Here is a 15,240-nt window from a genome sequence, read left to right as displayed (position 1 = left end):
GGTCGTGGTGCGGTCGGCGGAGCGGATGTCGGGCGGGGCTGGGTTGGAATGCCTCGACCCGCGCAGGTGCGGTTCAGTGACGTGGGGTGTGCTCGTTTGGCGGCGACCGTGCGCCAACTTCTGGAGGGACGCGGATGGAACTGGGACTCGCCAACAAGGTCGCGCTCGTCGCTGGTGGCTCCAGCGGGCTGGGGCTCGCTGTCGCGGAGGAGCTGGCGAAGGAGGGCGCGCATGTCGCCATCGGTGCTCGGGACTCGGACCGGCTGGCCCAGGCGGAGGCTCGGCTCAAGTCCGTGGCCCGGGGCGGCCGGGTGCTGGCGACTCGCGTGGACGTGAAGGACGACGCGGACGTGCGCCGCTGGGTGGATGATGTGGTGGCGAAGCTGGGCGCGCTGCACGTCGTCGTCACCAACAGTGGCGGTCCTCCTCCGGGTGCGGCCTCCACCTTCGGCGTGGATGCGTACCGGAGCGCTTCGGACGCGGTGCTGCTTCCGCCCATCTCCCTGGCGCTCGCGGCGCTCCCGCACCTGAAGAAGGCCGGATGGGGACGCCTGCTGTTCATCACCTCGGAGACGGTGCACCGGCCGGTGGCCCGCTTCGCGCTGTCCGGCTTCGCTCGCATGGGCATCGTCGGCTTCTCCGCCGCGCTGGTGCAGGAGTTGGGTGACGCCGGCATCACCGTCAACGTGCTGGCGCCGGGCTACATGCGCACGCCTCCGGTGGAGCGCACCGCGGGTAATGCGGGTGACGTGGAGGCGGGCCTTCGTGCCATGGGCGCGCACATTCCGCTCAAGCGCGTGGGGCTCCCGGAGGAGTTCGCCGCGGCTGCCGTGTTCCTTGCCAGTGTGCGCGCTTCCTTCATCACCGGCACCGTGCAACTCGTGGACGGTGGCGCGAGCGTCATCGGATGAGCGCCACCCCCGACGCCTCGCCCCGCCGTCCCGTCGTCGTGAAGATTGGCGGCGCGGCGGGCGTGGACCTGGAGAACGTCTGCTCGGACATCGTAGAGCTCGTCCGCCAGGGTGAACGCGTCGTCGTCGTCAACGGAGGCTCGGAGGCGGGTGAGCGGCTCCTGGGCTCGCTGGGCATGGCGCGCCCGGAGGCCACCACCGCGAACGGCAACGTCGTGCGCCTCACCTACGCGCCCACGCTGCGCGCGCTCACCATGGCGTGGGTGGGCGAGGTCAACAAGGCCGTGGTGCTGGCGCTGCTCGCGAAGGGCGTCACCGCGCTGGGCCTGTGCGGTGCGGACGGCCGCGTGCTCACCGCGCGTCGCCGGCCTCCGCTCAAGTTGCAGGACGCCGACGGGCGGATGCGCATCGACCGCGAACATCTGGCCGGTGAGGTGTCCTCGGTGAACGCGGCGCTCCTGGGCACGCTGCTGGATGGCGGCTATGTGCCCGTCGTGTGTCCTCCCGCGGTGACGGAGGACGGCGTGCTCGTGAACGTGGACGCGGACCACGTGGCGTCATCCATCTCGGCGGCGCTGGGCGCGAAGGCCCTGGTCATCCTCTCCAACGTGCCGGGGCTGCTCGCGGATCCAAAGGACCCCGCTTCGCTGGTGCGCTCCAGCGACGACGTGGAGGGCTGCATGCCGCTGGCGGGCGGGCGCATGCGCTACAAGCTGGAGGCCGTGCGCCGGGCGCTGCAGGGCGGAGTCCCTTCCGCGTACGTGAGCGCGTCGCGCGTGGCACGGCCGGTGTTCTCCGCGCTGGAGGAGGCGGGCGGCACGAAGTTCACCCTTCGCGATGGAGGCAGGGCGGATGCGGGCGCGTGAGCCAGGCGTCGACTTGTTGCGGTGGATGGTGGAGCAGTACAGCCCCAGCCACGAGGAGGCCTCCTTCGCTGGAGCGCTGGTGGAGCGGCTGGGCACGCGCGGTTGGCGGGCGCACACCGACGCCGTGGGCAACGCCGTCGCTCGCTACGGGGACGGGGACACCGTCATCGCGTTCCTGGGCCACATCGACACCGTGCCCGGAGAAGTGCCCGTGCGGCTGGAGGGACAGAAGCTCTACGGCCGGGGCGCGGTGGACGCGAAGGGCCCGCTGTGCGCGTTCATTGAAGCCGTGGAGCTGCTGGACGACTCGGAGCGCGCCGGCAAGCAGTTCCTGCTCCTGGGCTGCGTGGAGGAGGAGGTCGCCATCACTCGAGGCGCCCTTCATGTGCGCGACCAGTACGCCCCGGACTTCGTCATCAACGGCGAGCCCAGCGGCGCGCACGCGGTGACCATCGGCTACAAGGGACTGCTGCGCCTGGACCTGGAGCACCGCGCCAGCCGCCGCCACACCGCGAGCCGCGACTACCGCGCCGCAGCCGAGCACGTCATCGACGCGTGGAACGCACTCAAGCGCCTGTGTGACGACTGGAACCGCGAGCGCCCGTCCCTCTTCGAGCAGAACCTTCCCTCCCTCAACGCCTTCCACACCGGCGCCACGGAGACGGAGGAATGGGCCACGGCCGCCGTGAGCATCCGCACCGGCCCGTCCACGGACACCGAGGCACTGCTCGCGGCGCTGGCCACCGTGCCCACCGTGACGGTGCGCACCGTGGCTCGGAAGAACGCCGTGTCCACCAATGGCAACGACGCGCTCTCCCGCGTCTTCAAACAGGCCATCCGCGAGCGCGGCGTGAAGCCCACGCTGCGCCTGAAGACGGGCACGTCCGACTGGAACACCGTGGCCTCCACGTGGGCCGTGCCCACGGTGGCGTATGGCCCCGGCGACGCGGCGTTGGACCACACGCCCAACGAGCACATCGACCTGCCGGAGTACGAGGAGGGCGTCGCGGTGCTCGCTCGCGTGCTGGCGCTCCTGCCGGTGAAGGGGACCTCGGGAGGCTGAAGGCTCAGGTGCCCAGCGCGGCCAGACCCCGGGCACGCAGGGTCCGCATCCCCACCACGATGCCGAAGAAGAGCAGGGCACAGCCCGCGGTGATGGGCCGCACGCCCACCCGGTCCGACAGCGCGCCCTGTCCCCAGACGCCCAGGATGTAGCCCGCGTTCACCAGGAGCAGGAACAGGCTGCTCACGCGCGCCTGCAGCTCCGGCGGCGTGCGTGCCTGGCACACCGTCTTCAGGCCCGTGAAGGCGACCAGGTACACCGCGCCCAGGATGAACAGCGTCACCAGGGCCACTGGCAGCGACGGTGACAGCCAGTACGCGGCGGAGCACAGCCCCACGAGCAGCAGCGCCGCCTCCAGGAAGGCCTGCCGCCCCATCCTCGCGACGAGGGCTCCGGAGCCGAACGCCGCGATGACCGCGCCCGTCCCCTGCGCCGTGAGCAGCATGGACGTGGTGGTCGCATCCCCACCCAGCACCTTCAACGCGAACACCGGCACCAGGCCCACGAAGGGGGAGATGAGCAAACCCACCAACGCCCCGGAGCCCAGCGCGAGCGCGATGCCCGGATCCGTCCACGCCAGCCGCACGCCGCGCATGATGCCGTCCCACAGCGCCTCCACCTTGGAGGGCAGGGTGCTCGACGTGCCGCGCATCCCCGCGAGCGCCAGCAGCACGGCGAGGAAGGACAGCGTGTTGACGAACAGCGCCCCCTCGATGCCCACCTTCGTCAGCACGAGCGCGGCCAGCACGGGCCCGATGATGCGGCCCAGGTTGAACTGCGCCGAGTCCAGGCTGAGCGCGTTGTGCAGGTCCTCCGAGGGCACCACCGCCACGGTGAGCGCCGTGGCGCACGGGATGACCAGCGTGCTGAACGCGCCGTTGAGCAGCGAGAGGACCGCCACCCACGGCACCGACAGGTTGTCCGTGCCGGCCAGCACCGTGAGCAGCGCGGCCAGCAGCGCCTGCATGCACACGCACACGGCCATGAAGGTGCGCCGGTCGAAGCGGTCCGCGAGCGCGCCACCCAGGGGCGCGAGCACCAACGAGGGCAGGTGCGTCAGCGCGGCGACTCCGCCCGTCCATGCGGCCTGGCCCGTCACCTGCGTGACGTAGACCCCCAGGGCCACGGACTCCATCCACGTGCCGATGTTGGACACGAGCGTGCCCAGCCAGAGAAGGGTGAAGTCGCGATGAGACAGGGCTCGGGCGGAGCCCGAACGGGAGAACAGGGAGGTGGCCACGGAGACACTCTTTCTACAGCGCGTCCCTGACGCATGCTCGGTGGGCGCACGCCTACACGGTGGTTGACTCCCTGGCTGCCTTGGGAGACGGGGAAAGACATGACGCGGCTCAAGGTTCTCGTGGTTCCCCGGGAGATTGCCGGCGAGCGGCTCGACCGGTTCTTGACGAAGCACGTCCCGGGCCTCACGCCGGAGCGGGCCCGAGCGATGCTGGACGCAGGGCGCGTGCGCATCCGGGGCAAGAAGGCGCAGGCCACGCGCAAGCTGTGGGGCGGCGAGGAGCTCACCCTGGAGACGCCGGAGCCCCGGCCGTCGCCGCATGCTTCATTGGAAGGCCCGGAGCTGCCGGTGCTGTACGACGACGCGGCGCTCGTCATCGTGGCCAAACCGCCGGGGCTGGTGGTGGAGCCGGAGGGGCGGGCGGCGTCGGTGGTGGGGCTGCTCGCGGCGCGGTGTCCGCCGCTCGACGTGGAGGGCGTGGTCCAGCCGGGCGTGGTGCACCGGTTGGATCGCGAGACGAGCGGATGTCTGGCATTGGCCCGGACGGATGACGCGGTGGCTGCGCTCCTGAAGGCGTTCCAGGAGAAGCGCGTGGACAAGCGCTACCAAGCGCTGGTGCTGGGCCGTCCGCCGGACACGGGGCACCTGGAAGGACCGTACGCGAGGGACCCGAAGGATCCGCGCCGCTTCACGACCCGTGTGCCCTCCGCTCGCCGGGCGGCACTGACATTCACGGTGCGCGAGCGGTTCCGGGAGGGGGCGCTCCTGGACATCGACCTGGACACGGGGCGCACGCATCAGATCCGCGTGCAGCTGTCGGAGGCCGGGTTCCCGGTCCTGGGGGATTCGCTCTACGGCACGGAGGAGGCGCGCAAGCATCCGGCGGCGCTCGCGGTGGGGCGGCAGGCCCTGCACGCGTGGCGGCTGGAAGTGCCGTCCTCCGCGACGGGCCAGCTCATCCAGGTGGAGTCGCCGCTGCCGGAGGACTTCCTGCGGGGGCTCACGGTGCTGCGCGGGGGTGCGTGATACCGTTTGGGCACTGGGACCTGTCGGATCAGGGCAGCACGAAGAGGGGAACATGCAATCGCGGATGACGTCGTGGGGCGGGTTGTGGGGAAGCCTGTCGTTGATGGTGGCCCTGCTGGTTTCGGGCTGTGGATCCTCCACGAGCCCGTCGGGCCCCGAGCAGGATGCCGGCACGCAGGTGGATGCCGGGACGGATGCGGGCACCACCGGCGACGCGGGTGTCGCGGACGCGGGAACGGTGGACAGCGGCGTCCCGAAGGGCGCGCCCTGCGAGAAGACCCAGGGCGTGTGCGCGGGAGCGAAGCGGGCGTGGGTGGACGGGGCCTATGAGCCCGTGTGCACGGCGCGCTCCTATGGCGCGGACTACGAGTCGTCGGAGATGCGCTGCGACGGCCTGGACAACGACTGCGACGGTGTGTCGGATCCAACGACGTGGGCGGATGCCGCGCCGTTGCAGTGGGCTCCTGATGACCGATGGGCGGACAGCCTTCCCGTGGAAGGGGGCTTCCTGTTCGTCTCCTCCAACGGCCTGTCGGCCATCGAGATGCTCCGGCTCGATGCGTCCCTGACCCTGAAGGGCTCGGCGACCCTGCCGCTGTCGCCCGCGCCCATTCGCGTGTCGAGGACCCAGCTGTTGCGGACCGCTCGCGGGCCGGCGCTCTTCTCCATCGTCGTGTACTCAGAGCCGAGCTACTTCACCCGGGGGAGTCTCGTGCAACTGGATGAGCTGGGCGCTCCCGTCGGAGAGAGCGTCGTCCTCTTCGAAGGGCCCTACACCTGGGCGAATGGACACGTGGCCCCCTCCCTGGATGGCGAGCGGCTCGCGGTGATCTGGACGTGGGAACTCGCCGGTGCCCGCGAGGTGCAGGGCATGACCGTGGACCCCGCCGGCCAGGTCCTGGCGGCTCCCCGTGTGCTGCACCGGTCGGACTCGCTGGATCTCTCCGCGGCGGAGGTGCTGGCCCTGGGGGATGGCGGGTTCCTGGTGAAGGCGAACGAGAACAAGGCGGGCTCGTTCGATGACACGCGCGTCTGGCTGCAGCGTTACGACCGCGAGCTCCTGTCCGTGGGGGACGAGCGCATCCTCACCGTGAAGTACGCGGCTGCTCCCAGGCTGATGCTGGCGGCTCCCCTGGAAGAGGGCGGCGCGGGCGAGCCGACGCTGCTCTACCGGGAGCCGAATGGACTCACTCCCCAGTTCTTCCAGGCGCGGTCCCTCTTCAACCAGGGCATGGCGGAGAGCCTGACCGCGACGAAGCAGAGCCAGACCGCCCTGTTCGGCGCGACGATGACCTCTCGGGGACTCCAGCTGGCGTGGCTCTCCATGCTCTTCGTTTCCAACCCCGGCGGGGATGCCGCCTTCGGTGTCGAAGGGCGGCTCTGGGGGCGGAGCGCGACCGGCGTCGTGAAGGATTGGACTCCCGGCACTGAGTCCATGCCCATGAACGGCACCTCGTCATGGGTGAGGCTGCATGAGCTGGCGGGGCATCAGCTGGGGGCGCTCACGATGACCGCCACGGACACTCCCCGGACCTACACCCTGCGTTCGCTGCGCTACTGCGCGCCTTGATGCGAGGGACCATGCATTCGCGAATGATGTCGTTGGGACCCGTGTCGTTGGTGATGGCCCTGCTGCTCGCGGGCTGTGATTCGTCCACGACGCCACCGGATGCCGGCACGGAAGTGGATGCCGGCGTCACCGTCGACGCAGGCGTCACGGACGACGCGGGGACGGTGGACAGTGGCGTGGCGGAAGCCCTGCCCTGTGAGAAGACCCATGGCGTGTGCGCGGGGGCGAAGCGGGCGATGGTGGACGGCGCCTATGAGCCCGTGTGCACGGCGCGCTCCTACGGCGCGGACTACGAGGCGGCGGAGACGCGCTGCGACGGTCTGGACAACGACTGTGACGGCGTGACGGATCCGGCCACCTGGGCGGAGGTCGCTCCCCTGGGGACGCCCCCGACCGGAGGCCTCGTGGACAGCCTGCCCGTGGCAGGGGGCTCCCTCGTGGTGTCCGTGGCGGGACAGGACACGGTCCAGATCCGTCGTCTCGATGAATCCCTGGCGCTGCAGGCCACGACGCAGGTGCCCGTGGCGCCCGGCGTTGATCCGGTCACGTCGGTCCGCCTGGTTCGGACCTCGCGCGGACCGGCGCTTGTCTATGTGGGCCGGTACATGAGCCCGTCCGCCGTCTCGCAAGGACGCCTCGTTCAGCTCGACGAGCAGGGCAATCCCGTGGGCCCTCCGGGAGGCGTCGTCATTCTCGACTACCCCCAGTTCCCGGTCCACGCGGGGGTGGCCGTGTCCCTGGACGGGCAGCGGCTCGCGGTGGTGTGGAACGTGGGGACGGAGGATTACAGGGAGACGCAGGGGCTGGTCGTGGATGCGGACGGAAAGCGGTTGAGCGGACCCTGGATCCTCTTCAGGACACAGGAACACGTCCTTCTCTCCACTCCGGCCGCGCTGGCGCTCGGGGATGGAGGGTTCCTGGTGATGGTGGTGGAGGACCACGGTCCGGAGGCGCTGTCACGCATCCGGCTCTGGCATCAAGACCCGGAGCTGGCGGTCAGGAGCGAGGAGCGAGCGCTCGACGTGGGGAATTCGCCCACGGCCCTGTTGCTGAGCTCGGCTCCAGGGGCAGGCGGATCACCCGGTGAGCCACTGCTGCTCTATCGTGAGACGTCGGCCCGTCCTCATCAGCTCAAGCAGGTCCGGTCCCTCTTCACCGGAGGCGTTCCGGCAACGCTCGCCACCGCGAGCGAGGGAGACACGCCGTGGTTCGGTGCCACCATGACTTCGCGCGGGCTCCAGATGGCCTGGCTCGCCGTGCACTATGTGTCGCCTGAGAAGACGGACGATTCTCTCTTCAACTGGGAAGGCCGGTTCTGGGCCCTGGGACCGAACGGCATCGCGACGGACTGGAGCCCGGGACCTGGCCCCATGCCCCTGCACCGCTTCTCGCAATGGGTGCTGATGCAGGAACTCCCCGGACACTGGATGGGGGCGCTCCTGATGACCGCCACCAACACGCCGGCAGAAACCCATACCCTCCAGTCCGTGCGTTACTGCGCGCCCTGACCCTGGCGGTCCGCGGCGCGCTGGGGTGTGGAAGCCCGCGGAGGGCGGCTATTCGCGGCGGAGGCCGACGTCGTCCTCGGCGTCGGGCTCGGGCGGCTCCAGGCGGGCCTGCCGCTCACTGGCCTCCTGGGAGGCCTCGGCGTCACCTGCGTGCACGCGGGCCGCGGCCTCATCGTCCTGGTCGCCGGTCCACGTGGTGTGGCCTCCCGCGTAGCCCTCCAGGGGACGGGCGCCGCGATGCGACTCCACCGCCAGGTCCTTCTGCTCCTGCTCGCGCAGCCGCTCGCGCTCCTGCTCGCGTTCGTGCTCGTGCTGCTTCTCGAGAATCTTGTCCGCCATCGCGAATCACCTCCTGCCTCCAAGATGGAGGCGGCCCGCGCGGGGCGGCAGGGGGAGGCAGGCGTTCGTGCACGGCCGCATGCCTGGCGTGCGGTCGGTTACGCTCCAGCAGCCCGTGTGAGCCGGGCATCTGAAGGAGCGCGGCGCATGAACGCGGGAGTCTCCATCGTCGCCGATGACACCCGGAGCTGGGGACTGGAAACCCCTGGCCCCGGTCTGCTGCTGCACGTCCCCGCCACGGGCCGCTGGGCGCGGCGGCCCGCCGTGCACCTGGAGGCGGCTCCCGACTACCGCATCCGGTTGCGCGGCGCGGGACAGACACTGCTCTGGGCCTGCATCGATTCCTACTGGGACCGCGCTGCGTTCCTCCGGGGAACGGCCCCTGTTCCCCAGGTCATGCCGGCCCTGTCCGCGCCCGAGGTCCGGGCCGTGGAGGCCGCGCCAGGCACCGGGCCCTGGTGGGAGGCCTGGGCGTGGCGGGTGGCGCGTGCGCTCGTGGAGTCCCCACTGTCGGTGCTCCACGCCGGATCCTGGTGTCTGCGCCCCGTGCGCGCCATCGCCGCGGAGAAGTCGGAGCGGCATCCTGTCTCCCCCATGGAATGGGGCTTCGGTCAGCCGCCGATGCCGCCGCACTCGCTGTCCGCCGTGACGCGGTTCCTCCACGCCTGGAATGAGGACTGGTGGGACGCGCGGACCGAACACACTCCGGGTGTCGTGCTCGGACTGCGCGCGCCCTCTTCAGCGGAGGATGGACGCGTGAAGAGCTGGCGCAAGCGCGCACGGGACGGGACGTTGCCGCCCGTGCTGCTGCTCTACGTGGACATCCTGGCGAAGTGGCTGGTGCTGGATGGCCATGACCGGCTGCACGCGGCGCTGCTCGAAGGCGTGGAGCCACCGCTGCTGGGGCTGTGGCCCTTCGTCACCCCGCGGAATACCGCGAGCACTGTCCGCGAAGAGGGCGCCCTGTTCAGCGCGGAGTTCCAGCTGCGCGCGGGCGCGACGCCGGAGACCGTCGACCGCGTCAACCGCATGCTGCTGCTCAACTTCACCCCCGACCCCAGGGGAACCGTCTCGCGCGCCTGGCCGCTCCCGGGCGGGCGGGCTGCCTGGCGCGAGGAGATCTCCGCCCGGCGCCGCGGTGCGCCGTCTCCGCTTCCGGACGACATCGACTGGGATTGGTTCACGTAAGCTGTCCGGCATGTTTCAGCACTTCGAACGAACGACCACCGACCGGCTGCTGCTCCGCGCTGTTCGCGAAAACGACCTGGACGCGGTCTTCACCCTCCACTCGGATCCAACGACGAACCGGTTCAGCCGCCGCGGCTACATGCAGACGCTGGACGACGCGCGGCGGATCCTGGGCATCTGGCTGGAGGACTGGGCGCGCGACGGCGTGGGGTACTGGCTGGTGGAGCGGCTGGAAGCGCCCGGCGTCATCGTGGGCCTGGGCGGCCTGCGCCACAAGGAGCTGGAGGGCCAGCGCGTGCTCAACCTGGCCTACCGCTTCACGCCCGAGACCTGGGGCTCCGGGTACGCCACGGAGGTGTCTCGCGTCGCGCTGGCGCTGGCGGCCCGTCACCTGCCGCGGGTTCCCCTGGTGGCCATCATCCACCCGGAGAACACCGCGTCCGTCCGCGTGGCGGAGCGGCTGGGGATGCGCCTGGACCGCCATGTCACCGAGGACGGCATCCAGAACCGCGTGTATGTGATTGGCTGAGCCGCTCTTTCAGCGCGGGTCGAACGAAGCACAGACGCGCACGCCGATGCGGACGTCCCGCGCGGTCGCGTCACCGGGGGACAGGTCGGCGCTCGCCGCGACGAACGAGTCGTAATACCAGGAGCCTCCCCGGAGCACGACGCTGCCGAACTCCGGCGTCACGGAGCGCGTGAACTCGTAGGCGTTGCCCGCCATGTCCCGCAGGCCGAACGGGCTCACCGACGCGGGATGCGTTCCCACCGCGTCCGGGCCAAAGGCCAACGGCCGCCGGTCATATGTCGCGTCGATGTTGGCGTCGTCAGGCTGGAGCTGGTCGCCGTGCGGATAGCGGCGGCCGTCCGCGCCCCGGGCCGCGTACTCCCATTCGTGCTGGCCGCACAGGCGCGCTCCCGGCAGCCGCTTCGTCCGGTGGAGCCAGTAGAAGTAGCCCTCCAGGTCCTGCGCGGAGACGCCGGACAGAGGTAGCTGCTTCCAGTCGACGCTCGCGTGCCGCGTGCGCTCCGCGTAGAGCAGGGGCTCGCCTTCCTTCGCGGTGCGGAACTCCTCGCGGGTGCGGTGGAAGGTGAAGACCCAGCCCGTGCCCTGACGCCACCGCAGCGTGATGGTGCCTCCGTCGCCGAAGTGCGGCTGTTCGAGGATCCGCCTCGCGGGCGCGTCCGGTGGCAGGTCTTCCAGGTAGGTCAGCCAGTCGCCGAACGTCACCTCGTCGCGGCCCACCAGATAGCCGCCGGTGAGGCAGTAGCGATGCATGGGCGGGCTGAAGGTGAAGCGGCGCACCACCTCCGGCTCGGCGCTGCCCAGGAGGAAGCAGCCCGGCGGGATGTAGACGTAGCCTTCGGGCACCTGGGTGGGGAGCGTGAGGCGCAACGCTTCACGCTCGCCGTGTCCGAGGAACACCGGGACGTCCATGGGCACCCGTCCCGGCTGCGTGACGTGGAGCAGGTAGGAACCTTCCGGGAGGACGAAGCGCGAGCCTCCGGTGCCCGGAACGGCTTGGCGGCGGAACGGCCCGTCGCTCCGGAGGACGCGCGTGATGGACACGCGGGCCCCCGGTGGCGTGCTTTCGAACGTCAGCTCCGCGGGCTCGCGGAACCGCCGCAGGGAGGCCTCGCCCTCCTTCGCTGAGTCCACCTCCTGCTCCAGGCGCTGGAGCCATGCGTCGCGCTCGTGGCGCTGGTGGAACGCTTCCGCGAGGAGGACGCGCTCGGCCAGGACCTGCGCGATGAGCCGGCGCGTGTCGAGATGGTGGCGGTCTCGGTCCAGGCCTCGCTCCAGGCTCCGGCTGGCGCGGGTGAAGGCGGCTTCCGCCTGGTCGCGCAAGGCGAGCGTCTCCGTCCAACGCTTCTCCGCGGCGCTGCGCAGGCCCGTGGCATCCGTCGCGGTCTCCGGGCCCAGCGAGGAGGGCGTCCGGCCGTCGAACATGGCCAGCGACTCCGCGCGGTTCGCGAGCGCCCTCGCGGCGAGGGTGCGTCCCGAGGCCAGCGCTTCCTTCGCGGTGCCCAGCTCCGCGGCGATGAAGCGCGAGTCCTCCAGGTACGCCTGGAGCCGGAGGCCGACGTAGGACGCGAGGACGGCGAGCGCGAGCACGAGCGCGGTCAGGCCCCGTCCCCAGCGCGCGCGGCGCACGGCCCGGTGGGATGCCCGGAGGAAGGCCTGCTCCCGGGCGCCCAGGGTGACGGGCTCCAGCACCCGCACCTCATCCAACTGGCGCTGACCCCAGAGGGCCTCGCTGGAGCGGCGCAGGCGGTCCCACTCCGCGCTGGCCGCCTCCACGCGCTTGCGCAGTACCCGGTGCCCGATGTCGTCGTCCAGCCAGTCGCGCAGCGTGCCCCAGCTCGCGATGAGCGACTCGTGGGCAATCTCCCAGCGCGGCAGGCCGCTCACCGTGCGCGTGTGCAACAGCCGGCCTTCGACGAGCACCCGCAGCGCCGCGCGGGACACTTCATCCGAGGCGTCCGCGAGGTCCTCCGCGCTGCGCTCGATGCGCGTGCCCTCCGCCGTCACCAGCTGGAGCAACAGCCGCCTCGCCGCCGCGTGCTCCGCGGAGCTCATGCGCGCGAGCACGCCGTCCGCATGCCGGGACAGCGCTCCGGCCACGCCGCCCATCGCCTCCAGCGCCGAGCGCGTGATGCGGCCCCGGGCGGCGTCGCGGCGCTCCCACAGCTCGGCGAGCGCGAACTGGAGCAGCGGGAGGCTGCCCACGCCATGTGCCGTGGAGTCGACGAGCGTCCGCACCAGCTCCGGCGACTCGAAGGCCACGCCTCGCGCACGGGCCGGGCCGATGATGGCCTCGCGCACGCCCTCCGGCGACAGGGGCCGGAGGATGTAGAGGGCCCGCTCCGCCTCTTCCCCCAGGCCCGGGAGCGCGCACAGGCGCGTGAGGAAGTCGCCCCTCACCGCCAGCAGCACGTGCACTCCGGGCGACGGCAGGGCCAGCTCTCCCAGGAGTCGGGCGAAGTGCGCCGCCTGGCCGGGGTCGGCGAGGGTGAGCAGCTCCTCCAACTGGTCGACGAAGAGCAGCAGCCCCCGCCCGCGTCCATGCGTCTCGCGCAGCGCCTGTCCCAGCCAGGCCGGCGTGTCCGTGAGGGCGGTGACGAGCTCCGCCTCCCTTCGCCCCAACACCGGCGCGAGCGCCGCCGCCAGCGCTTCGAGCGGGCGGTGGCCGGGCCACAGCGTGACGACGTGCGGCTCGCGCCCGTCGCCCAGGTCTCCGGCCGCCACCCGGGGCAGCACGCCCGCGCGGCACAGCGAGGACTTGCCCGTCCCGGAGTCGCCAGCGACGAGCACCAGCGGCCGCGTGCGCAGGCGCTCCAGCACGGCGCGGATGTCGCCCTCGCGTCCGAAGAAGAGCGCCCGGTGCTCGGCCGCGAACGGCGCGAGCCCTCGATAGGGATTGCCGGCCGCCAGCGGCGCGGGCGCGATGGAGCGCTCCAACTGCTCCAGGGATTCGCTCAGCGCCTCCGCCGAACCGAAGCGCTCCAGCGGATCCACCGCGAGACAGCGCTGGATGAGGGCGGCGAAGTCGGGGTCCACCTCCGTGCCCAGCGCGGCGCGGGTCGGGGTGTCCTCGGGCCTTCGCGAGGCGCGGCGGGGCACCTGACCCGTGCACAGCTCATGGAGGATGAGGCCCAGCGCATACAGGTCGCTGCGGGCGGACGCCGGGCCTCCCGTGAGCACCTCCGGCGCCAGGTAGGGCAGGGTGCCCACGAGCAGCGGCGAGCCCGAGGCCAGCTCCGCGCCCACCTCGACGCGCTCGGCGAGGCCGAAGTCGAGCAGCTTCACCTCGCCCTCGCGCGTGACGAGCGCGTTGGAGGGCTTGAGGTCGCGGTGCAGGACGCCCTGGCGGTGCGCCGCAGCCAACCCCCGCGCCAGGCCCACGCCCAGGGACAGCACCCGGCGCCACGGCACCGGCAGGGGCAGCTCCGCGAGCGTCTCGCCGACGACGTACTCGGAGACGATGTACGGGTGGCCGTCCACCGCGCCCACGCTGAACACGCTGACGATGTTCGTGTGTTGCAACCGCGCGAGCGCCCGGGCCTCCGTGGTGAACAGGTCGCGGAAGCGTTCATCCGGCTGCGTCGCCGCCATGAACTTCACCGCCACGCGCCGGTCCAGTGACGTGTCGTGCGCCAGGTAGACGATGCCCATCCCGCCCCGGCCCAGCGGGCGCTCCAGGCGGAACGCATCGAACGACGGCGGCGGCGTCCAGGGCTCCGGCTCCGGCGGCGGCAGCCGGTCCGTCTCCCTCTCGTCCGAGGGCTCCGGGTCCTCCACGGACGAGCGCTGGATGCCGGGCGTGAGCGTGGCCAGCATGCTCCGGCACTCGTTGCACCCCGCGGCGTGGCGGTGCACCTGCGCCAGCGCTTCGTCCGTCAGCTGATCCTCCAGGAGCTGGACCAGGATGTCGTCGGTCAGACAGCTGGAAGGGGGCGCGTTCACGGAGTGGGAACCTTCACGCTAGCCACGTGGCGCGCGGCGTTCAATGACACACGCGGACACGCCCCCCCGCACCGTGCGCGCGACGCGCGTGGGGGGCGGGTCGGGGCGCGGCATGGTATGGCGTTGCCATGTCCCAGGTGTCCGCACTGGCCACGACCTTCCTCTCGCACACGAAGACGCGCTTCGTGGCCCCCTCGCCGGAAGCGCTCGCGGAACTCGACGCCCTGCTGACGCACGCCTGGGAGGACGCGCAGGCCCGCTGGCCCGGCATTCCGCTGCCCGCCGAGCGCTTCGTGACCCATGTCGCGGAGCGGCTCCCTCCGGCCAGCCCCACCGCGCCCGTCGCGCCGCTCGTCTCCGCCCTGTCCCTGCCGGAGCTGTACCTGGCGTGCGCGTGCCTCCAGGGCCACTCCGTGGCGCTGGAGGCCTTCGAACGCCACTACCTGGCCCGGCTGCCGGAGCGGCTGCGGAGTCTCCGCCAACCCGACTCGATGATCGACGAGGTCCGCCAGCGCGTGGGCGTGAAGCTCCTGGTGGCCAACGCGGGCCACGCGCCCGCCATCGCGGACTACACAGGGCGTGGCGGCCTCTTGAGCTGGGTGGTCGTCATCGCCAGCCGCATCACCAACAAGCTGCGTGGGCAGGAGAAGCCTTCCACGGGGGACGACGCGGAGGAGCTGTTCAAGGCGCTGCCCGCGCAGGGTCTGGATCCGGAGCTGGACGTGATGAAGCGCCGCCACCACGCGGCCTTCCGTCAGGCCGTGCGGGAAGCCGCTGCCACGCTGTCGGCCGAGGACCGCCATCTGCTCCGCCTCCACTTCGCCGACCGGCTCTCCACGTATGAAATGGCGCCGCTCTTTCGCGTCAACCAGTCCACCATCTCCCGCTGGCTGAAGCGGGTGCAGCAGCAGGTCTACACGGAGACCCGGCGCCGCCTGCAGGAACAGCTGGGCCTCTCCACGGAGGACTTCCAGAGCTTCATCGCCTTCGTGGACAGCCAGCTGGACCTGACCCTCAGCCAGCTCCTCGACGAGAAGCGCGAGCCCTCGTCGGAAGGCTGA

General features: G+C 71.5%; 12 protein-coding genes. 9 read left to right on the top strand and 3 right to left on the bottom strand.

Annotated elements, in window-relative coordinates; all coding sequences use genetic code 11:
* Nucleotides 1–134: 134 nt before the first annotated feature.
* From D7Y11_RS09810 to D7Y11_RS09800, 3 genes are read left to right on the top strand one after another with little or no spacing between them, the layout of a single operon-like run.
* A complete protein-coding gene (locus D7Y11_RS09810; RefSeq protein ID WP_126933556.1) occupies nt 135–911 on the top strand; it encodes an SDR family NAD(P)-dependent oxidoreductase in 777 nt (258 codons plus the stop codon).
* A complete protein-coding gene (locus tag D7Y11_RS09805) occupies nt 908–1,777 on the top strand; it encodes a [LysW]-aminoadipate kinase (RefSeq protein WP_121751948.1) in 870 nt (289 codons plus the stop codon). Before D7Y11_RS09810 ends, D7Y11_RS09805 begins: the two co-directional genes overlap by 4 nt.
* Nucleotides 1,764–2,840, top strand: coding sequence for a M20/M25/M40 family metallo-hydrolase (locus D7Y11_RS09800; RefSeq protein WP_126933555.1), 1,077 nt, complete (start codon nt 1,764–1,766; stop codon nt 2,838–2,840). Before D7Y11_RS09805 ends, D7Y11_RS09800 begins: the two co-directional genes overlap by 14 nt.
* A gap of 4 nt (nt 2,841–2,844) precedes the next feature.
* On the opposite strand, the gene D7Y11_RS09795 is transcribed toward D7Y11_RS09800, so the two are convergent.
* The gene (locus tag D7Y11_RS09795) at nt 2,845–4,080 is read right to left on the bottom strand and encodes an MFS transporter (RefSeq protein ID WP_120577829.1); all 1,236 of its coding nucleotides are present in this window, start codon (nt 4,078–4,080) and stop codon (nt 2,845–2,847) included.
* Nucleotides 4,081–4,179: 99 nt separating this feature from the next.
* Here D7Y11_RS09795 and D7Y11_RS09790 point away from each other — a divergent pair, with 99 nt between their 5' ends.
* From D7Y11_RS09790 to D7Y11_RS09780, 3 genes are read left to right on the top strand one after another with little or no spacing between them, the layout of a single operon-like run.
* Nucleotides 4,180–5,106 (top strand): RluA family pseudouridine synthase, encoded by a 927-nt coding sequence (locus D7Y11_RS09790; protein WP_126933554.1) that lies wholly within the window; start codon nt 4,180–4,182, stop codon nt 5,104–5,106.
* Nucleotides 5,107–5,158: 52 nt separating this feature from the next.
* The gene (locus D7Y11_RS09785) at nt 5,159–6,676 is read left to right on the top strand and encodes a putative metal-binding motif-containing protein (protein WP_126933553.1); all 1,518 of its coding nucleotides are present in this window, start codon (nt 5,159–5,161) and stop codon (nt 6,674–6,676) included.
* Between the two features lie 11 nt (nt 6,677–6,687).
* On the top strand, nt 6,688–8,184 hold the full coding sequence (locus tag D7Y11_RS09780; protein WP_126933552.1) for a putative metal-binding motif-containing protein: 1,497 nt from the start codon (nt 6,688–6,690) through the stop codon (nt 8,182–8,184).
* A 48-nt stretch (nt 8,185–8,232) separates the two neighbouring features.
* Here the strand turns inward: D7Y11_RS09780 and D7Y11_RS09775 are convergent, their stop codons facing one another.
* Nucleotides 8,233–8,523 carry a hypothetical protein gene (locus tag D7Y11_RS09775; RefSeq protein ID WP_120577824.1) on the bottom strand — a complete coding sequence of 97 codons (291 nt, stop codon included), beginning with the start codon at nt 8,521–8,523 and terminating at the stop codon, nt 8,233–8,235.
* 147 nt (nt 8,524–8,670) lie between these two features.
* On the opposite strand from D7Y11_RS09775, the gene D7Y11_RS09770 reads away from it, so the two are divergent.
* Together D7Y11_RS09770 and D7Y11_RS09765 are read left to right on the top strand one after the other, a co-directional pair.
* Nucleotides 8,671–9,711 (top strand): hypothetical protein, encoded by a 1,041-nt coding sequence (locus D7Y11_RS09770; RefSeq protein ID WP_126933551.1) that lies wholly within the window; start codon nt 8,671–8,673, stop codon nt 9,709–9,711.
* Between the two features lie 10 nt (nt 9,712–9,721).
* Nucleotides 9,722–10,240: a GNAT family N-acetyltransferase gene (locus D7Y11_RS09765; protein ID WP_121751953.1), complete on the top strand. Its 519-nt coding sequence runs from the start codon at nt 9,722–9,724 to the stop codon at nt 10,238–10,240.
* A 9-nt stretch (nt 10,241–10,249) separates the two neighbouring features.
* On the opposite strand, the gene D7Y11_RS09760 is transcribed toward D7Y11_RS09765, so the two are convergent.
* Nucleotides 10,250–14,179, bottom strand: coding sequence for a bifunctional serine/threonine-protein kinase/formylglycine-generating enzyme family protein (locus D7Y11_RS09760; RefSeq protein WP_126933550.1), 3,930 nt, complete (start codon nt 14,177–14,179; stop codon nt 10,250–10,252).
* A 128-nt stretch (nt 14,180–14,307) separates the two neighbouring features.
* On the opposite strand from D7Y11_RS09760, the gene D7Y11_RS09755 reads away from it, so the two are divergent.
* Complete coding sequence (locus D7Y11_RS09755) at nt 14,308–15,240, top strand: sigma-70 family RNA polymerase sigma factor (protein ID WP_120577820.1); 933 nt, start codon at nt 14,308–14,310, stop codon at nt 15,238–15,240.

The sequence above is a fragment of the Corallococcus sp. AB018 genome (assembly GCF_003986945.1).
In the GTDB taxonomy this organism is placed as follows: domain Bacteria; phylum Myxococcota; class Myxococcia; order Myxococcales; family Myxococcaceae; genus Corallococcus; species Corallococcus exiguus.
This window is presented reverse-complemented; position numbering and strand designations above follow the sequence as displayed.